This window comes from Nocardia flavorosea, assembly GCF_015477805.1.
In the GTDB taxonomy this organism is placed as follows: Bacteria; Actinomycetota; Actinomycetes; order Mycobacteriales; family Mycobacteriaceae; genus Nocardia; species Nocardia flavorosea_A.
In genome coordinates, this window is the sequence record NZ_JADLQL010000004.1 from 496034 (window position 1) to 518754 (window position 22721).

Below are 22721 nucleotides of genomic sequence, written 5' to 3' on the forward strand. Positions count from 1 at the left end.
CGCACGCTCACTCCCCACAGCCGGGAACAAACCGGGAGTCAGTGCGGGCTATACACGCTCGAACCCATAAGGTCCGAACAACTGCTCCATCCGGTGGCCGAACTCCTTCGCCGTCCGCAGCACCTGGACGAAGGAGAAGATCGGGCGTCCACGAGCATCGGTGCGGGCGAGAGCGTCGGCGAAAGCCTTCGATGCTATGGCGTTGATCTGACGCAGTCGGGGGTCCACGAGCTGCCAGGTCGGCGGAAACTCGTGTGCCAACGTGAAACCCTGGTTGCCGAGCAGGCGTTCGATGAACAGTCGCCGCAGCGTCTTCTCCGACCGTTCCCCGTCGATGATCGGACGGTAGTCGCCGTACGTGTCCAGAATTGCCATCGCCTCTTCCAGCGAGCGGATCCTCAGGTTGTACTCGGCCAGAACCTGTCCGAGCACCCGATCCTTCGAAAAGCGCGCCGAGGTCAGGTCCTCGACGGCGATAGCCAGCGCGTCCTCCATGGCCCAGGTGGACACGAGGGTGAACAGATCGACCGCGGTGACGCCCTGCACCAGCGGATCCGGGTCGTATTTGCCGACCTGCCGCTTTGTCGCCTGATCGAAACCCGACCCCATCACCATGTTGTACAGGCGATCGGCTCGCTCCCGCGGATAGCCGAGGGCCAGCGCCTGGGCGCGCAGCAGCCGTGCCGAAAGCAGCTCGTCGTATCCCAGCGGATTATCGCTACGGCGACCGAATCCGTACACGGCGTCGCTGGCGGTGTCGGCGGCGGCCGCGTCCAACTGCTCATCCGGACGAGCGCCGATACGGCGCAACTGCGCTTGGAGCACCGCCCCGTCCGCGAGCAGGCCGAAGCCGTTGTGGTAAGCAGCGGGAACGAGAAACCTGGGCTGCTCCAGGCCGCCGATGATCTGATTGAAACGCCCGATATCGGGCTCCCCGTAAAGGGTGTAGGTGGTGTGCAATCCGCCGGCCGCCAGCCGGATCGCCACGTCCGCATCGGGATGGGCCAGCGCGGCCTCGGACATGATCGCACGCATCATGTCCATGTACCGGGCGAGGATATGCGGCGGCAGGGGGGCCCGCCGGGGATCGTGCAGGTGCGCCCGGATATCCCCGGCGAACAGAAGGTCCTGCGGCCGGCCGCGTTCCTGCAGTACCGCGTAGACGTCGGGCAGGCTCGCGATTCGGAGAAGCCCGCCCGGCTGCTGCCACGAACGCGCCAGCGCATCCGAAAGCCGTGGGCCGCCGTCCCATCTAGTCGTTGCCGACAACGAGTCGTTCACCAAGCGCGCGCCTTCGCCGTCCCGCGGAGCCGACCACCCCGGTTGTTCCCGTAGGTACCGCAGCGCGTCCTCGGGCACCAGTACCGAGCGACGCTGTCCCGCCCGCACCTCGGCGCCGAGCGCGGCGATCCCGGCTCCCCGGTCGATCAGCACCGATACGTCGGCCACCCGCTCGCCGAGCTTGTGCAGCACGATCTCCATGGGGTTGGGATCGGTTATCGAGAGGTCGACGGTCGGCCGACCTTGCCGTATCAGCGGCTCGGCGCCACGGCCGGTGTCGCCTTCGGGACCATCCGGAACCCCGGTCGTCTCGAACCCTTCGGGCGGTGGGCTTCCGATATCGAGCAGCTTCCGCACACGAGGCGACCGGAAAACCGGTGGAGCAGGCAGCGCGGCATCGGGATCGGCTTCCAGCGGGTGGACTCGTCGACCCTCGGCATCGACGAACAGGGGATCGGCCGGATCACCGGTGGGCAGGAATTCGATCACATGAATCGACACCACCCGCGAATCGTTTCTGCGCGGGTCGAATTCACCGATGAAGCGGGTGCCGTAGTCATACAGCCGAAGTACGCCGTTTCGGTTCCCGACGAAATATGCGTGCCCGGGAACGGCCTTTCCTTCCACAAGCCTTTCCTCGATGACCAGGATGCCTCGCATACGATTGTTGCTTTTTGTCGTGGCATCGATACCGTCGTCCGGGTCGGCGTCCGGCCAGCCATCGGGTAGATCGTCGTTACCGGACCACAATCGCCGAGCGATCCGCACACGGGCCTGTCGGACATCGGCGAACCCTTCGAGCCTTCCGCCCATAACCCATTCAACCGCCTCGAAAGGGAAGCCATCGAGGTCGACCGATATCGCTAGATTCGAGATGGCTCGACGCCCGTTTCGCACATAATGGTAGAAGTCGTTGATGGCGAATCCGGCCAGCGCCACACAGTTCGCGTCGTTCGGAGGGTGCATGCCATCGAGAGGATTGCCGAGGACATGGCCGGGAGCCAGTTCTACTCCCTTGCGCCGCTCGTCTCCGATGCGGTGGAGCGCGTAGGTTTCCGCCTCAACGGTACGCAGGCGGCCGGCAGCCTCACCATCCGCGAGTTCGATCCGATCGGTCGACTTCCCGTACTCTCCGATATTGCCCGCGAGTTCCGCAATCAGTTCTCCTGGGATCCCGCCCGTGCGCAAACGCTGCATCGTGTACTCGGGCGCCACCATCGCCTCGGCCAGCAGTACGCGACGCCCGGGCAGGTCCGCAGTCGCCCGGCGCAGCGAATCCTCGACCCGAGCACGAGATTCCGCATGTTCGAGTTCCCAGGACAGTCTCAACCGACCGTAATCGACGGCGGTTCGTTCGAGCTCGTCCAGCCGGGCCATCATCGCCCGGTGCCAGTCGCCGCGCCCGCGGGCTTCGAACTCCGGAAGCAGTCCGCCGAGCCGTTGTCGCATGCCGGCGAAGTCCCGCATGGGAGCGACCGGATCGATCCAGTCCGGTCCGAAAAGTGGCAGATGCGCCTTCATTCCCACGGCGAAATAGCTGTATAGCCGTCTGTAACCGAATGTCATTTCATGGTCGATGCCCACTATTCGATCCCACTGGTTGATGATCCAGTTCGCGGCATTCCTGTCGCCGTTCCCGATGAGCCAGTCCACGAATCCGATCAGCCGGCCATCCGCGGAATTGAGGTAAGGAAACGCGATCTCTTCGTCCGTGCCCCCCAACAATCGGGTCGGGCCGGCGACCGCTTTCCATGCCGCGAGCGCATCCGGCCCGTCGACGAATTCCATATACAGGGCGTCGTCCATGCGATGAACGCGTGGGAAAGGACCTCCCACGGTCCGGCCGACAAGAGCCCCGAGCTCTTCAGCGTCGAGATCACGCCGGAGGCGTTCCGGATCGGCGGCGGGCTCACTGTGGACGACTTTCGCAATCACCTGCCAGCCATCGTCGAAGGTGTGCAGTTCGACACGGAACAGCTGACCGTCCCCAGGCAGCTTGAGCACGGTCACCGTCGGCTCCGACTGTGCCCTCGCCTCGAGGTGACGATCGGCGAACGGAATATCGCTCGGCTCATGATCCGCGGGCCGGGGAATCAACGACCGCTGGATCTCGTCGGCGACGTCCACCCCCACCATACGAAGCAGCCTGCGTATTTCGGCCACACGGTCGTCCATGGCGTAGATCGAGCCAATGTATTCATCGGCCCGCACCTCTGCCCGGTCATAGCTGTCCGCGAGGTGCACGGCGGCCGATTGTTCCCGGCTCAGCATCGCTTCGAGCGTCTCCCGCAATTCCCGGCGACCGGCGTCGGCGCGCACCTGCTCCCCGAGCCCGGCGATGCCCGCGCGAACTGCCTCCGCGCGCTGCGGACTCAGTGGTGCGGGAGCGGCCACCGGCCGGTCGGCTACGCCCGTGGCCGGCTCGGCTACAGGCGTTTCATGATCATGAACCGCGCCGGTGTCCGGTTCCGGTGGTTTCCCGTGGCGCACCGGCGGCTCAACCGGTGGCGGGTCCCAGTCGACGATGCCGCGTACCTGCACCGCCGTCTCGTCGTCGCTGGTCACAGAGTCGATCACACGCCAGCTCAGCCCGTCGGTCAGCAGCAGTTCGTTGAACCCATTGCGTAGAAAAGCGACCGGGACTCCCGCCGGAACTGTCAAAGTCAGTATGCCGGTGCTGTGTTCGAGGAAGAACGGCGGCTCCGGGTCGGCAATGGTGGAAATGAACGCCGACTCGGGCACTATGTCGCCGCGGCGAAGACCCGAAATGAACCGGGCATCGACATAGCGCCGCACCACCACCGCGTCGGGAAGTGGTGCCATCACCGAGCGCAGCTGCTCAACGATAGCGTCGACGTCTGCGGCCGCCCACGGCTTCATCGTGGAATCGCGCCATCCGGTGTCACCGCGCAGGTAGCGGTTTATCGCCGAGCCCTCGGTGATGTAGATATCCAGTAGCCTCCGGTGTTCGGCGCCGTGACCCCAGTGCTCGTCCGCATAGGCCCGCACCGATTCGGGCGAATCGAATTCGACTGCGCCGGACGTATCGGGGACAGCGACCGTATCGCGCGGTGACGCCGGGTACGGCATTGCGGTCTCGGCGGGAATGCCGCTGTCTCCGGTACCGATTGGATCTTTCCCGGCCGACCCACCGATTCCTTCCAGCAACCGGAATGTCTTGTCGACCACCGGTAGCTCCACGGCGAGGTCGGAGGCGATGGGATCGACGGGCACACCGCGCCGGTCCAGCCTGGCGCCGTGCCACCGGCCGCTCGTATCGATCGGATCTGCCGGTGGGCCGATGTAGCCGGCGCCCAGATCGATGACGCGCACCGTGCCCGCATCGTTGACGATCAGGAATGCTGCCGTCTCCCCGCCACCGTCCTCGAACATGATCATGCCGCGCCCGGACGAGCTCGTCCGCACCTCCGGGGCGACCGAGCGGTGGTCCTGGCCCGGCTCCGCGCCCGATACCCACTCCAAGGCCTCGGCGTACCCGCGAGGCAGCGACTCCGCGTGTGCCCCGATCATCCAGCTGAAAGCCGGCGGTGCGATGGTCTCGCCCGGATCGACCGGCGTCGCCGGCAATCGCATCGGCCGGCTCCCCGGAACGTCGTGATACCACGCGTTATGCGCCACCACCAGCAACTGCCCGCACAGGTTGAAGCCGGCGGGCGGCTCGCGGAACAACGCGGATTGCCCCCACCGCACCGGCCCGGATGAACTCACCGCGCCGCGCAGCCACACCGCGAGATCCGCTTCCACCGAGGCGATGTGTCTTTCGAGAGCACGGAGCTCGGCGAAACCCGCCTCGACCGCCGCGTAGATATGCTCCGGGACACCTATACGCCGCATGGCCTCCAGCGTCCGCGCCGGTTGCGCGGCCACCACGTCCACCACTTCGCCGCGGTCGCCGATCGCGTACTGGGAGGCAGCCGGGAACACCTCCCGCAGCCGGACCGAGAGCGCATCACTGATCTGCCCCCGCACGACTTCCAGCGCAACCCGGGCATGGACGGGATCGAGGTCGGTCAGTGCGGCCAGCCGATCCCGCAGCGATCCCGCGTCCGGTGGGAAGAAAGTCTCGGCGGACCGGTCGATGGGACGGCCGAAAGGCGCGGCTACCGGACCGTCGGTGACGGTTACGCGCCGTTCGGCCGTCCCATCGACCGGTACTTCCACCCAGACGATCGGAGCGGGAGCCCCTTGCAGCACCCGCGCGATCGCCGGGTCGCTACGGGCCGCCCGCGCCAGCGCACGCAGGTGATCTCCGGGTTCGGCGATCACGCTCAGCGAACCCTGTTCATCGGAGATACGCAGCACCTGCCCGGCTACCACCTGGGCCGCTCCCCCGACCACGACCACCAGCGCGTCGACCACGGCCGCCACCGCCGCGTTGTGGTGCGCGGGAGCGCCGGCCCCCGTGTCCGCACCAGCGGTTCCGGAATCCGTGTTTTCGCCGGACCGGGCGGCCAGCTCCGCGAACCTCTGCTGGATCAGGACCGGTTCCCGGACGGTCCGGTATCGCTGCTCCAGCGGACCTTCGAGCATATCGATCTTCGCCCGCAGCGCCTCGGCTTCGGCGGTCAGCCGAGCCACACCGATCGCGGGCGCCATCGCATCGAACCCGGAAGCCTCCCGCCAGATCCGGTCCAATCGGTCGACCCGCTCGCCGGTCTCGTCCGGGCGGATGGACAGCCAGTCCACCACCCAATACCCGCTGGCGAGATTCTCCAGCGCCGCCGGATCGACCGCCTCGCGCCACCGCTGCTCCGCGACCGCGTGATACCCCTCCACCGCCACGACGGCAACTCGCATGGAATTCGCCGCCGCGATCAGAGCCACCTGCTGGCCTGGGAACCAGTACGGTTCCGCGAAGCCTGAGCGCGGATACTCGGCCCGGTACCACCCGACGATATCGGCCTGCCGGGCCAGCTCTCGATACCGTCCGGACTGCTCGGCGGCCCGCAGCGCCGCTTCGATCGTGCGCAGCCGGTCGCGCAGTTCCGCGAGCACTCGCTCGCCGCCGGAGTCGTCCCGGGTCAGGTCCAGCAGAAGCACCTCGTCCGGCAACTCCAGTACCCGCAGTACCTCGCGGTAGCGAGCTACGGCCTCGCCATGGCGCCGCCGCACCGAGTAGTGGCGCTCGATCAGCTGAGCTCCGGACAGGGTCGCCAACTCGGCTTCGAGCCGGCCGGCGAGCGACCCATAGGTGTCCGCGACGAGCTCGGGCGACGAAGGGGAAACAGCGTCGGCCAAGAGCCCGATGCTGTGCTCGAGTTCGGCCACCCGCTCCGGCCGGGATGCGGATGCGGGCCAGCTCCCCGGATGCTCGGCCGGGGCGGCCTTGACCCGACCGCCGACCAGCTCGGCCGCCAGCCTCTCCATCAGCTTCGCCGGATCCCGGGCAACGATGTTCCCGAACTCTCCGACCAGCGCGTCCTGGGCGATTCCGCGTGACTGCGGGTCCAGACGCCACCGGCCCCCCTCTATATACTCCACGACGACCGGGAAGCGCAGCGCACCCGTCACCACCCAGAGTTCCACGGGGCCCATGATCGAGAACTCCCGGACGGGCGGCGCCGGAATCCGCAGCCGGAAGTCTGCGAGGTCCCGCAGCACTCGCGCTGACGTGTGGTCGGGTGGAACGTCACCGCCGACCGCGATCGCGCGCCACAGGGCATCAGGGGCAAGGAAGCCGGAGGGCAATCCTTCCACCGAGCCGGATTTCGGTACGAAGAATTCGACGGGAAGCGACCGCCACACCCAAGAATCGATCCCGATCCCGACGACGTCTTTCGAACGGAGGTATGCCGCGACCATGGCTTCGTGGACCTGATGCGGTTCAGGGATTCGGATCCGCCCGTCCGAGACCGACGGATCGAGGAAGACGGGTTCGCCGTCCGGCCGGACCAGCAGATGGCGGACCTCGCCCTGGGCGTCCTGCAGCCACCGGAACTCGTTGCTGTGCCGCCTGATCAGGTCGCGCATGGTTTCCGCATGCCGCCCCTCGACCGCACCGACGATGATCAGCTGCGTGCCGTCTACCCGATCGACCACGGCCGCCGCGGAATCGAACCTCCGCAAGGATACGATCGCCGACGGTGATTCCGCTCCGCCGGAATTCTCGTATTCCTCGGCCAGCGTGTCCAGCGCCAGCCGTACGATCGCTCCTTCTCCCGGGCTGCTCGCAGTATCGGACCGCTCGGCGGACTCGGGTATCGTCCCCGGCGCGGCAGGGGCCACATCCCGCAGCGGCCCACGGAACCGAGGCATGGCACTTGCCAGCCTGCCACCGTTCAGATGTTCCGCGACCAGTCTCGCCATGCCCTGCGGGCTATCGGCGGACTCATCGCCCAGGCGATCTACCAGGGCCTCCTGGGCGGGCCCGGCGGGGCCTTCGTGCAACGACCACTTCTTGCTGACCGGATCCTGTTCGACCACGACAGCGAAACGCAGCACATCGAGAGGCACTACCACCGAGGCAAGCGGCCGACTGCCATGTGTCCGCTGCCATTCGGCCCCGGGCTCCGGCGGGTACCCCGGTAGCGGGTAGTCGAGGCGAGCCAGCCTGCGCAGAGTGCTTGCCGGATGGTGCGCGGGCAGCGGATGGTCGTCGGTGTACTCCAGCAGTTTCCAGTGAGCGGTGGGCAGCAGTGCGAACCCCTCCGGCCCGACGAACATGACAGCGTCGACGACCGGTCCCAAGGTCTCGCGACTCTGCAACAGCAGCAGCCAGTCATCGATGCGGCCCGAAATGGCTCCTGTGTCTTTCCCGGAGAGGAAGTCCGCCACCAGTGCCGAAGCCATATCCGCGGTCGTCGCCAGCCGAAACAATGTGTCGATATCGATCGAATCGGCGAAAGCCGCCGACCCGTCCGGATCAATTCGCACATGCCACACCAGATCGCGTTTCGCCCCGCTGTCCTCCCAAGCGAGGATGCGTTCGCGTCCCAGCCGCGCGAACTGTTCCGGCATGTTCACGACCGCAGCACGTAGCGCGTTCATATGGGTGTGCTCGGGAGCCACGACGGCGATGACCGGGCCTTCTCCCGACCGGGTGATCCAGGCCAGTCCGATCCCGAGCCAGCGGACATCGACCACCGACGGATCCGCCCGAATCAGGCTTTCGACCGCAGGATGAGCCTGTTCGACCAGCTGGGGGGCCAGATCGATTCCGATACCACCATCTCTCCGGTGAATCGCCCCGACCGGATAGTTCGACGGTGAATCGGCGACCACGGGCGGAGCCACGGTCGCGCGAATCGACCACGAACCATTACCGCGATCATCCACGGCGTCTATCCGCAGCACCAGATCACGCCCCAGCACGATCTCCGGGAAGTAGCGGCCCAACGGGGAAAGGGGACCCAGTAACAACGCGGGTGTACCGGCCGGCACGGCGATCTCGAGGTGGTAGGGATTCGTGTCGTCGCCGTACGGCACAATGCCCAGTACCGTCCGCAGGTATCCGGTGAGCACCGTCTCGGTGCTCTGCAGACCCTCGATCCGGCCGAACGGATTCACTTCCAGGGTGGTGGAGACAACCACGGCTTCGGGCAATGGGCGCATCGCCAGCACAAGGTCGAGAACCGCGATCTCGTGAGTGAAAAACGACGGATCGAGTCCATCTCCCGCGAGCACTTCGTTGAGATAGTCCAGCGTAGGACCTTGCACGTCGGGATCGAGAGCGAAGATCCGGCTCAACAGCGCCTGGTGCGCCGCGGGCAATTGCCGGACCAGACCCGACCAATGCCTGTCGAGTCGGTCCAGCTGGTGCCCGACCGGGTCGCTGTCCGGAGGCAGGCTTCCGACATCCCCTGGTCGCGAACCAGGATCAGCCGGAGCCTCGGGGATCACAGTTTCCGGTCCGACATCCACCGGACGAACCGGTCTACCGTCGCCATCGACGAACACAGGCTCGGCAGGGTCGCCGCGTTTCGTGAATTCGACGACGTGCACCGACACAACGGCCGGATCGATCCTGCCGGGGTCGAACTCACCGATGTACCGGCCGCCGAAGTCGTAAGTCCGCAGGACGCCATTGCGGTTTCCCACGAAGTACGCATGCCCAGGGATGACCCCGTGCTCGACCCGGCGTGTCTCGACTACGATCATGCCGCGCATGGCGTTCATACGTCTGGTCCCGGCATCGATACTGTCGGTTGCTCCCGTATGCGGCCATCCATCGGGGAGATCGTCCAGCCCTCCGAGCAGCCTTCTCGCAATCCGTGCTCGCCCCTGACGGACATCGCCGAGATCCTCGGTTCGGCCACCCGTAAACCATTCCACAAGCTCGAAAGGCAGGCCCGCGGAATCGACTTCGATCGACAAATTGTCGATGGCGCGGACGCCCTCTCGCACAAAATAGTAAAAATCGTTGACAGCGAACCCGGTCAGTACGAAACAGTTCGCATCATCCGGAAGATGCATTCCGTCGAGCGGATTACCCGGAATATAGGCAGGCCCCAGCGCTATTCCATTCTCGGCCTCGGACTCGACCGCGCTCAGAATCGGTGCATCGGAGTTGTCGAGTTCGACGAGCCTCGTCGCGGCTTCCCGATCGGACGACGCGATGCGAGAAACGATCTCCTCGTACACGGCGACGGCTTCCGACAGCTCATGGACCACGGCCTGCTGGGCGCCGTTGGCACGGGCCCACTGAACAACACCTTCCAATCGAGCCGGCGCATTGTCCGGTCGACTCGCCTCGGGCAGCTTACTCAGGGCTGCATCCAGGGATGCTCGGGCCCCGTCACGGTCCAACTCCCACGCGAGCCGTTGCCGGCCACGATCGATCGCGCTCTCCTCCAGAGCGTCCAGAAGCTCCAGAATGCCACGGTGCCAACCAGTTCGGCCGTAATCCTCGAAATCAGGTAGCAGCTCTTCGAGTCGTTCGCGGATTTCGGGAAAGTAGTCGCCGACCGATCCGAGCGGGTCCATCCACTTCGGCCCGAAAAGGGATACGAATACCCGCATCCGATCGGCGAAGAGGCTGTAGCCGCCGTGCTGGAAAGATAGCTCGTGATCGATACCGAACAATCGACCGGCCCCACTGATGATCCAGTTGCCCGCGATGCGGTCGTCGTTGTGGATGAGTTCGTCCAATAGGCCGATTCGCCTTCCATCGGCCGTCTGGGCGTAGGGCCAGGCGATCTGTCGGCTGTCGGCCGCGTATGGACGCGTCGGGCCCGCCACCTCCAGCCAAGCGGCGGCAGCACTTGGACCTTCGATATATTCCATGAAAACGACCTGGTCCACGATGTGCACAGCGGGAACACGGGCGCCGACAGCCTCACCGACGAGCGATGCCAGTTTCTCGGCGTCTTTCCAAATTCGCCCGTGCCGGCTGTCGGAACCATCGTCGCCCGGCACATGCTTGCGAATCACTTTCCACCCGTCCTCGAAAGTGAGCACATCTACTCGGGCGGCATCGTCGGTTTCGGGGTGTTTCAGGATCTCCACTATCGGTTCGGCCCCGGCGATCGCTTCCCGGATCCGATAAGCGAACGTCACATTGCCGACCGAATCGGCCTCCCACCGCGCGGAATCCCGCGGCCTCACCATCGTTACGGGTGCGCCTTCGAGTTGGCGTATCAATTTGCGGATCGCGATCACACGATCATCCAATAATCCCAGCCTCGACTTCAGGTCGCGGTACGCCGTCTGGGAGTAGAACCGATGGTCAAAGGCTTCGCGGACCCGCACGGCCTCCGCTTGATGCTCGGTCAGCATCGCCGACAAGATGTCGTACAACTGCTCTCGGCTCGCGTTCTCGGGAATATCATTCCCCAGCGCGAGGATGCCCTCGCGAACGGCCGCGAGCTGCGCCGGAGTCGGCTGTTTATTGCCGTAACCGGTGCCGTCCGAAGCAGGATTCCCATCCCCACCGATACCGACCTGCAACCGCAACCGTCTGTCGAGGACCCGGGCCTCGACAGCGGTAGCCTCGGCCGGAGGCACAGCTCGGTCATCGTCCGGGGACTGCCAACGGATGGGGTCCACCGGATTGCCGATCGAGTCCAGCTCGACGCCGTGCCATACCCCCTCCCCGTTCACCTCCTCCCCGAGCGTCGTACTGGTTCCGTTCTGCAGGTCGATCAGCTTGATCGTGCCCTCGTCGTTGACGACGAAAGCCGCCTTCCCCTCATCCGCCCCCGACCGCACCACCAGCACAGCCCGCCCTGAGTTACCTGCTCGGACCGCCGGATCCATCGACCGGAAATCCTGTCCCTTTGCCGCCCCCGACACCAACGCCGCCGCTTCGGCCAACCCACCCACCAGATACTTGGCATGCCCTCCGACCAGCCAACTGAACCCCGCCGGCTCGATCGGCTCGGCGAAATTCTGTGAGGTATCCGGCAACCGCACTGCCACGCTGCCCGGCACATCGTGATACCAGGCGTTACGCGCCACCACAGCCAGTTGCCCGCACACTGCGAAATCAGCGGGTGGCCGCCGGAACACCACCGGTCCGGGAGAATTTCCCACACTGCGCACCCAGTCCACCAGATCCGCGTCTGCCCATGCAATACGCTGATCGACCGCCCGCAATTCGGCGAACGACCGCGCGACCGCCTCATACATGTGGTCGGAAACTCCGGCGATCCGTAGCGCAGCCAGTACCTCTCGCGGATGGGCAGATACCGGATCGGTCACCTCGCCCCGATCACCGACGGAGTACCGCGGCGGGGCAGATCCCAGCATCGCGAACGCCTCCCGCACACGCTCGCTCAGGACATCGCGGACCTGACCCCGGACCACCTCCAGCACTACCCGGGCGTGGGCGGGGTCCAGATCGGCCAGCGCGGCCAGCCGATCACGCAACGGCAGTTCCGGTGCCGGGAGCAGATCCGCAGCAGCCGTCCTCGCCGGCTCTTCGACCGGCCCGAGAGTGGCCCGGTCCAACGAGGATGTGCGCGGCTGCCCACCGTCGAACAGCGGCACCTCCACCTGGACGAGCGGCACGGATTCATCCGCCAGCGCTCGCGCGACATCCGGATCACGACGTGCGGCCCGTGCCAGCGCGCGCAGATGATCACCTGGTTCGGCGACAACGGCCAACGAGCCGCCGGGATAACGGATCACCTGGCCCGAGCGCACCTCGGCGCCCGGTGCCCTGGCAAGCCGTTCATCGACAACGACTGTCACCGCCGCACTTCGGGCCACGGCATCCCGGGTGCCGTTCGACAGCCTGCGCTCCGCGGACTCGAATGTCTCGGCGACGTTACCGCCCGGCCGGACCTCGGCATACCCGACGTGCAGCCGGACACCACGGCGGCCGGGGTCCTCGGGATTCTTCGGATGCGGAATATCCGCCAACCCGTGCTCCCGCGCATACTCGCGGACTCTGTGCTCCACGGTCGCGGCGACCGACGCGATGCGAGCGGGGTCGATCCCGGCCACATTCGCGCCCAGCCGGGGTCCCTCGAGCCGCATCGGCACGGCCCAGCCGCCCGCTTCCTCGACCACTGTCCGGAAGATCTCGGCGATCCGCCGGAAATGATGGTTGGTGACCTCGGCCTGGTTCGCGAAATGCTGGTTCAGGCCCCCGAGGTTCCACATCTTCGCGACAATTACGTGAGCCGAGTCACCCGTCCTCGCCACATAGTCGAGCATCCGAAGCAGTTCCGCGGTCTTGACCCCGGAAGCACGACCGTCCAGCAACTGGGAAACCTCGTCGATTCCACCGGCGTCGAACAGCACATCCAGCACCGCTTCGTCCGAATCCAGGTCGACAGCGGCGAGTTCGGTCCGCAGCTCGTCACGGCGCACCTCGTCCGGCGATGGATACCGGACGCGAACAGGTCGTGATCGGATAGCTTCCGGCTCGACGCTGTTCGGGCGGTCCGCGGTGCCCGGCGCCTGGTTCTGCTCCGGCACCTGCGGATTATCGGTCCTACCGGACCACACCACCCGTCCCGGTGTCTCCGCGTTGTACTGCTGCAGGCGGCTGTTCTTGCTGCGGTCCACTCCGAGATCCGCCGCGTCGAATACGCTGCCCAAGCTCGCTCCGGGCAGAATCTCCGCGTACCCGAGGTACATACCGACACCTCGATAGGCCGGGCGGCCCGGGTGTTTCGGGTGCTCGATATCAGACAGTCCGTTGCTGCGAGCGTATTCGGCGACACGCCGTTCGGTCTCCGTGCGCAACGCCTCGACCGTCGCGATGTCGAGACCGACCAGCACGGCGGCGAGCTCATCGCCCCCGACGCGCATCGGCACCACCGCGGCCCCGGACTCCTCGAGAACCGACCGGAAAATATCAGTGATCGCGCGGAAGTGCGCATTGGCCGATTCGCCGCGCAACGACGCGAATAAATTCAGGCCACCGAGATTCGCGATATCGGCCGACAAGTAGAAGGCGCGAAGCCCGTTCGTCTCCGCCACCGTCATCTGTGCCCGCAGCACTTCGCGGCTCTTGAATCCGGAGCGTCGGCCATCGTAGAAATCGGTTACCTCGTCGCGGGGATAGCCCCCGAAGAACGCGGCGATCAGGCTATCGACGCTGGACCGATCGACGGCGGCCAGTTTCGCGCGCAGTTCGCCACGCAGCAGTTCTTCCGGCGAGTTAGCCGGCTGCTCGGCTGTCTCCCTCCGGGTATGCACCTCGGGCTCGACGAAGAATTCATCCAGATCGCGGTAAAGGCGTTCCAGCACTCCGTATAGATTGTCTCCCTCCGTGAACGGTGCGATCCGGCCATCGAAATGCCGGTATCGCCGGTGCAGATCCTCGAGGCCGAAGAGTTGGACAAGATCGGCATCCTGTCCGAGCAGACGAGCCCTGGACAAGAGACGTTCGTACCGCATGCTTCCGGCACGCACGGCAGCGGCCCACTCCTGCGGCGATACAAAAAGATCCGAATTCGTGTCGTAGAGTGCGCTGGGCGGCAAACCCGCGTTCTCCAACGCCCAATTCATGACGATCCGCGACAGTCGGCCGTTGAAGTCTCCGAACGGATGCACAGATATGAGGATTCGTTGCAGAGCGGCGGCGATCGCATAGGGATCGCCTGCCCCTCGACGAACACCGTTGTACCAATCGCACAATGCCTGCAGGAAGGATTCCTGCCGGTCGCTGCCGGGCAGCGCCGTGTTCTCGAGCGGGAAGTTGGGATAGATCAACCGGCCCTGGGCGCCGTCCAGCCTGTACCTGCTGTTGAAGGAAACGTAGGGATTGGCATCGAGCGCCAGCTTCTGCTGCTCGGTCAGTGGCTCTGTCATCAGCGCGTAACGATCGGAATCAGTCAACACACCGCCGATTTGCGACTCGTACGCCGGCGTCAGTCGGCGGTGGAGCTCGAGCAGGAAGGGCACGGACAGATCCCGGCCCCGGTGAGCGCGGGCGTAGGCGAGCGCGTCCAGAAACCCTGCCCATTCTCTGAGTCCGTATAGTCGTTCGGGCCGGGCCTGGCCGGCGACAACAGCAATATCCAAGTGCTTCTTGTCGATGAACAGACTCGCGAGCACCAGCAGCTCGGCTCTTGTCCGGGTTCCGAGATCCGCAGCACGTTCATCCGCCAGCGCTTCGGCTTCTTGTTTCCACGGTGACTCTTCGCCATCCGAAACACCGGACCGGAATGCCGCATTGTCGAAGCCTCGGATCTCAGCGGGTGTTTCGAACAGGCGCGGCGGTATACCATGGATCATTTGATACAAGGCCGCGTACCGCTCGACACGATCGTTGTGCATCCCCGCCACAATCGCGGCCACACTGCCGGGCATATTCGGCAGTTCCTCGGTCAAACGGTCGGAATCCGCGTCCAACCGGTCAAGCAATGTCACCAGCTCGCGCGCCAAACCCGCGGAGTTCAGGCGGTGTGGGTCGTGGACTCCCGCTTCTACAGCGAGCCGCCACAGGCGCTGTTCTCTCGGAAAGTCCAGCGCAGATGCCGCATCACCGACGAGCGCGCGATAGTAGGCCGCTGACGGGTGTCCCAGGTCGAAGCCATTCTTTTCGACGTACTCGAACGCCTCGACCACCGCTTCCGGCAAAGACATCCGGCGATACCTGCGCCACTCATTCCGGCCAGCGCGTTCCTCACCCGCTTCCCGCAACTGCTTCCGCAACGAGTCGGCGAACGAATGCGCCCGCCGCACCGCATTCTCCGCATGCGACGCCAGAAGCGCGCCGAACCGGCGAGTCACCTGTTCTCGCCTGCCTGCCTCCGACAGTGGCACCGCATGCGGATCCAGCACCAACCGTCCCTCTCCCGCGATACTCGCAGCATCGGCACCGTCCTGCGGCAACGAGCCGAACAGTAGGGCCCGCAGTACCCCGGGATAACGGAATACCAATCGCTCCACTACCGCGCCCACCGCCTCGAGCATCCGCGCGCAAACCTGCGGGTCCCCCTCGATCCGGACCCCCGCAGCTTCCAACCGGCGCCTGATCGAAGGCTCCTCGGACTCGGCCGGCGCTGTCCTCCCACGCTCCGCGGCTATCGGCTCCACGGAACCGGAGGCCGGCGCGTCGAGCCGATCAGGCGTCGGATCATCCACCGACAGTGGGTCCGGCGCGGGTCCCGGTCCCTGCCGCCGGCCGTCACCGCCCGTGACAGGCATCGAACCGTCACGACTTACCAACGAAACATCTCCATGCGGGTCCCGCAGCCGGACAACCGCAGGCCCCGCGGCCTCCGGTTCGCCGGCAAAAGGAGGTCGTACACTCAGCCCACCATTCCCAGGGCCGGCACCAGGCGGCCCCCCATCTCCTACCTCACCCGCCCCTTCCGATCCCGGCGGATCCAACAGCCGTCCCCGCCCATCCAGGAACACACCTTTCGCCCCCGACAGATCTGCCCCCGCATCCAACGGGACCCAGGAATACTGCTCGGCGTCGAACCGGAAGGCCCGTCCCCCTTGAACCGTCGCCACCCATGCGTTGCCGGCCTGCCATACCACCGCCGACGCGCCGATCCGTTCCATCCACGGGATCAGCTCGGGCCCACCCGGCAACCCGTGGGCGGCCGCCGGGTCCGGAACAACCAACGCACTACCCCATAGATCGTGCAGCACCCGCATCGCCACACCGGAACTCACACCGGAATACTCGGCACCGGTGGTGAATATCGGGTTCGCCAGCAACGCATTCATCTCGATCATCAACCGCGACACAGTGGCCGCGACCTCGGCACGCGTACCAAGCGGTCCCGACCCCGTACCCGGCTCGGACAGCAGTCGCGCATCGGAGAGAAGCATCGCCGACAACCGGCCGGCGACCACCTCCATCCGGCGCAGCCGCGCATACGCCTCCGCAAACCGCGGATCCCCCGCCTCCCATAAGCTTCGCACCGCCTCCACAGCCTGCAATCGCGCCCACATCACACCCCCCACTGGCCCCGCATCCCCGCCCATCCGCGCCAGTACGGTCGTCGCGACAAGTACATCCGGCTCACCGGCAGCCACCGGCTCGTCGGATCCAGACGCCGATTCATCGGCACGGCGCACGACGACCGGATCCTCCGCCCCCTGGGTCCCGGTCCGCCGATCCCCGACCTCCGCCACGGCATCCGCGTCCCCGTCCGGGAGCCCGTGAACCTGTCGCTCCCACCCCGACCGGTCGGCTCGAAGCTCACTCTCGAACCGGCGCGCCAATTGCTCATGCGATTCCGCGTACCGCAGAACATGCAACTGCCGGGGGTCCACCACCAACCAACCTGCCCGAACGAAGGCCGGTGCACCATCCCCTTCCTCGGCCCCCGGCACACCGTGCCCCGGCTCGGCCGGCAGCTCGAACAGCACCCCCTTCGTCGCATCCTGGGACTGCCCGACCAACCTGTTCAGCATCGGAACCCACTCACGCAGCGCATCGAGCGGAACGTCTTGATATCCTTCGACCCGAAAACCGATACTTGCCACCAGCTGTTCCCTGGCACCGAGCTCACCGGCCGCCGACGAAGCCTCCGCATCGCGCCCCCCAACCGGTTCTCCGGCCAACTCACCGGCCGCGCGCTCCACCACCGAACCTGCACCCCCACGCGGTCGCGCCGGCCGCGCGATCAGAGCATCCGCGAACAGGCGAACCACCAGCTCCGACACCGGCTCCGCTGCCCGCGGATCCAGCACCAGCACCCCCTCGCGCACCACCCCCGGCACGCCTCGCTCGAGTTCCTCGAACCGCACACCCACCAATACATCCGGGTAGTTCGCGATCAAACCCTCGACCGTGCGCACCACCGCATCCCACATCGCCGCGGGCACTCGACTGGCCCCCACCACCGCGACACCGTCGAAGTCCGCCGTCCGCCCGATAATCAACCCGTTGGAAGACTCGGAATCATCCCCGCCCGGCAACCGCCCCGGGGGCAGCGGCGCACCCGGCCCACGATCACCAGCCGCATCAGGCACCGAACCATCACGACGAACCAGCAGAACGTTGTTGGAGCGCCGCTCTGACCGGACAACCTGGCCCCCTTCACGATCAGCGGCGACCAAAGGTCGTGCCTCCAACGGGCTTCCCGCCTCGGTCCGTTGCCCGTCACCGCCGCCAGACGTGGCATCGCCGACCTCACCACCGCCGGGATCGCGTACCGGCGGAATCGACGTACTGCTCCTGGACGGCGACCGATTCTCCGGGACCCCGTGCCGGGCGCGCTCCTCCCGGACGGCCGGGCGGCTACCCTGCTCCGACTCCCCCACCAAGCGCGGAACTTCATCCGGCCGCGGGGGTCTCCCGTGCACCAGCTCGAACAACGCCGCGAAACGCCCGACTCTATCCTCGTGCAGTCCGGCCACCACCTTCAACGCATGCGGATCCAATCCCCGCGCGGCGTTCTCCATGGCCGCGTTGTCGAGCTCGGCACGCAACCCGGTGATCACCTCAGGCCACTGTCCGGGCGGCACCCGGCTCGGCTCGGGCACACCCGCTGCCTGGGCCGCACCCCACAACCGTCTTTCCCGCCCTAGATCCACCGGGGTGTCGCGATCCTCGACCAGCGCGCGGTAGTACGGGAACGACGGATCCTCCATCCGCTGCCCGTCCCGCTCCACCCGCACGAAGGCCTCCTCCAGCGCCTGCTCCAGAGGTATCCGCGCGAACGACTTCCACTCCCTTTTCGGCGCCGGCTTCACCCCCACGTCCCGCAGGCCCCGGCGCGTTGCCTCGACCACTTCCCCGGCCGGCTGCCCCATACTCCGGCGGGTGATCAACAGCTTTGCGAACTGGCGGGTCACGAACTCCGGCAACCGCATATCAGCCGCCGTCCGCGACACCGGCAGGCCCACTACCCGCGGGTCCAGCACCAACCACCCGTCGCGGAGCTCTCCTGCCTCCCCCCGGGCGTCCCAGAGCGCCTCGTCGAACAGCACCGCCGTCGAGAATTCCCGGTCGTTCACCGGCAACTCCGCGAACCGCACCCCCTTCAACACCTCCGGGTACCGAGCCACCAGCTCCGCCACCACCGGCACCAGCATCTCCACCGTGTCCACCGGCACCCCCCGGCCCCGATACCCCTCCACCGGAACACCCGCGTCCTGCGCCACCCGAGCCTTCCGCGTGTCCTCCTGGGCTTCGGTCAGCACTTCACTGTCCGGCCCGGCGACAACCGGCGTATCCACCTCACTTCCCTCGGCCGGACGAGCACGCGGCGGCACGGCGACACGGTCTGCCGGCCTCTCGCCGGCTTCCGGCCGCTCACCGACAGCACTGTCCCGCTTCGCGATCAATGCGGCCCCGAACTGTTCGATCAACAGCAGCGGCAACGACGAACCGCTGCCCGAACGCTCCGACGGCATGCCCTCCGCCCGCGGGTCCACCACCAACCACCCATCCCGCACCACCACGAGCACATCCCCCGCCAGCTCCTCGAACCGCACACCCACCAGCACACCCTGGTCGATCTCGATCAAACGCCGAACCGTCCGCTCCACCACCACGACGGTCTCCGCGGAAACCCGCCTGGCCCCCATCACCTCGACACCGTCGAAGTCCGCGGTCCGCCCGATCACCAGCCTGTCGGGAGGCCATGAGTCGTCCCCACCCGGCAGCCGGCCCGGAGGCGGCGGCGCGCCCGACCCGCCATCCGCACGCCCGCGGCCACCATCGGGCGGCTGTTCGCCCGGCCTCGATCCGGGCCCCACATCGCCGGCCTCGACCCGCGGCCCCCCCGAACCGAGCGGACGGAACGGCAGGCTCTGCCCATCCAGGAGCCCACCTCGCGCCCCTGCCCGATCCACCGACTGCAGGTCCCGACCACCGATTGCTCCGTCTCGTCCCGCGACGGGATCCCCAGCCGGCTCAGGTATTTTCGACTGCCGGATGAAGTTCCACGCATCGCGGCCGATTGCTTCGAGGCGTTCCTGTCTGTCGCGAATCCCCTGTTCCATCCGCTGGAGCTGGTCGATTCGAACCGGCACGACACCGTTCATGAGATCTTCACGCATTTCATTGCGACGCTGAATGAGATCGTATTTCTCTTTCAGGATCGCCTCGGCGTCTGTGGCCAAGCTCCTCAACGCCGACCGCGCTTCGGACGATATCGGGAACCGCGGCTCTTCTCCCATGAAAACGATGCCCAAGACCTTGGTGACCCGATCGGATTCGAGGAAATCTCCCGAATACGTCTGCCATCCTGCAAAATCCCGGATCAGAACTTCATTACCATTGTTGATCAGGCGATAAACATGTGCCCAGCCATTGCGACCCGATACGAATACGACAATAGAACCTCCAGGCGGAAGTGATTCCGCCTCTCGTGTGATATGCGCAAGATCATCAAAGGTTTCGAGAACCGCTCCGAATGTGGCGGCGATCATGTAGTCCGGTGTACCGGCGAGACTGGTGTCCCAATCTACGAACTCCACAGTACGGTCGCCGAATTGCCAGATGAAATCGATGGTCGCCACCGGAACGCAATGGTTGTCCAGGTGGGACCATTCGATCCGGTACAAGTCCTCATATGCTTCCAGCACATCGAGGAGATGGCGTTCATACTGTCGTGCCCGAGCGTCGGCATCGAGCGCAAGCTCTCGCAGTTCACGCAGTCGTGAAATACCGGCAGCGAGCTCGCGAGCATCGATGCGTGAACGCGGTCCTCCGGGATCGTTTCCACTCGGCTCGCCGGAATCCGCGAGCTTCGCGCCGAGCCGTCGGTATTCGGTTCGATAGTACTCGTATTCCATCTCGGCCTGAAAGATCCGCCGACCGATCTCCTGGGATTGCCCGAGCAACCCATCGATCTCCTCGAGCTGCGCCACTTCAGCTCGCAGGTCTTCGATCCCCTGCCTCCGAGCCGGTTGATCTCCGGCGTCCGCCACCGCGTTCGAACGCTCGAGTAGCCGGGTTCTATCCGACTGATCCCGCAGGTTGCCCGCCCACCCGATGTCGAGGCTCGCGAGAAGCTGGAGAATTCGATCCCCCACCGCCCTGCGCGTCACATACAACGCGCTGATCCGGCCCGCCGAGTCCAGACGCGATGCGTTCGCACGTATATCCGAACCATCCAGATGGTCGTGGGGCCGGGGTACGGGATAGCCCTCCAAACCAGGGTCCGAGGCACCGGTCCGGGCCTGATCCCGCCGGACGGCACCCGTATCCGCCACCAACTGATACTCGGCCCGGATCTCAGCGGGCCCGCCCGGCACCTCGTCCGACCGCACAACCGGCGTCCCCGCCGCCGGGTCGGGCGGCCTCCCGTCACGACCGACCAGTAGGACATCGCTGGGCAACAGCCGCGGTGGCCGGGCATCGGAACGCGTCTCACCATCCGGTCCGATGACGACGGGAGGCAGTGCACCCGGCTCTCGGTCACCTGGTCTCCCCGCGGACCCTTCGTCCCCGGCCGCGGCCGAAGAATCCTCCAACCCGACCGGATGGAACGGCCCCTGCCCGTTGAGGAACACACCCTCCGCACCCGTGGGATCCATGCCCGCATCCAACGGAACCCAGGAATCCTGCTCCGCGTCGAAGCGCAGCACTGTATCGCCCTCCAGAGCCGCGACCCAGATATCGCTGCCCTGCCACACCACCAGCGATATCCGCTCGCCCGGCTGCCCGTTCTCTCGCATCAGTTCGAGAATCCGTGCCACGGCCGGTAATCCGTGCGCGTCCGCTCGCCGGGGAAGAACCGGCCTCCCCTCGTACAGATCGTGCAGCACCCGTGCGACCGGACCGCTTCGCGGCACCACGCCCACCTCGGGACCGCGGAAGACCTCGTCGCTCAGGATGGCGGCCAACTCCTCGGTCAACCGCTCGATCACGGCTTCCTGCCGGCGAATCTCCGCCAGCGCTTCGTGATCCTCCGGGACAGCCGGATCGGGCTTCACCGGGTTGAGCACCATCCGCGCGTGTTTCAGCTTCTCCGCCGTCAACGCGGCAGACGCTCGCTCCGCGTCACCGAGCCTGGCAAGAGCAACCGGCAGCTGCTCATCCCGTTGCTCTACCATCCGCTGAACCGTTTCGACAGCGTTGACCCGAGCTGCCATCACCGGCCCCACCCGACCGTGATCGTCCGGTATATGTGTCAGCACCGCGGCAGCCACGACCACATCTCCCCGCCCCACCGGAACAGGTTCCCCGCCTACGGGCGCGGCTGGTTCCACCCGAACGGCGCCGAGCGGAGGGGCGGCCGCTGCGCCGGCGACCGGATCGACCCGACTCACCGCGGGACCTGAACCGGACCGCCTCGGACCCGAAGAGTCCGGTGTCGGGCCCGCGTAAATCGCAGCCGGCGGGGGCACGATGCGACCTTCCAGCACCGGGCTGGTGAAGGTCGTACCGCCGGGGGTTTGTTCGTCCAGGCGATCAACCGACCACACCGGGTCCGGGTCCACCGGTATGCCGTCGAGAAGTGTGGGCCGGGCGGCCTGACCGAGAACGATCAACAGATCGACCAGCCCCTGGCGGCCGTCGAGTTCTGCGGTGGTACGCGGGTCCGGCGACTCGCCCATTCCCGCTCGTTCTTCGTCGATCCGGCGTTGCGCCGTGTGGATCGCATCGTCCCATTGATCGTCGCGCACAAAGGTTGCCGGTTCCTGAATCCCGAGCTTCGCCGCGATACGCACCCGGCGGATCTGTCCGGTGATATCGACCGGTTCGCCGGTAGCAGCGCTGCGCCAAGCCTGCAGCAGCGCGTACTCCGGGTCCAGCATGGTCACACCGCGCTGCGCTGCCCTGTCCAGCGCAGCGACTGCAGCTTCCTCTGTGGGCAGCACCTGCCGACCAGACCGTTGCCCGTCCGCGAGCACGCGCTTCGACCACTTGCGATAGGTCTCTTGAATGAGTCCGTCGTTCTTCAAAGTCCGGAACGCCTCGTGCAAGACCGCCTCGACCGCGACCGCGTCCACCCGCATATCCCGCAACTGGCCGAGATGTCCTTCACCCGGAGTCGGCCCGGCCCCGGTCGGCCGGGTGGATACCGGTGCAGAAGCTCCCGGAGCCTGCTCTTGGGACTGCGGGCCGGCGAAGCCCGGCCGACCGGTCGACTCGCGGCCGGGATCGT

The 22721-nt window shown here is 66.3% G+C and carries 1 protein-coding gene; it reads right to left on the reverse strand.

Features of this window, described 5'->3' with window-relative positions:
- Positions 1–48: 48 nt before the first annotated feature.
- The gene (locus IU448_RS20815; RefSeq protein WP_267467211.1) at positions 49–22572 is read right to left on the reverse strand and encodes a Fic family protein; all 22524 of its coding nucleotides are present in this window, start codon (positions 22570–22572) and stop codon (positions 49–51) included.
- Positions 22573–22721: the final 149 nt, after the last annotated feature.

Excerpts from the sequence above, each read along its gene's own strand:
- IU448_RS20815 (WP_267467211.1), bottom strand. The coding sequence starts at position 22,572 with ATGCGGGTGGACGCGGTCGCGGTCGAGGCGGTCTTGCACGAGGCGTTC.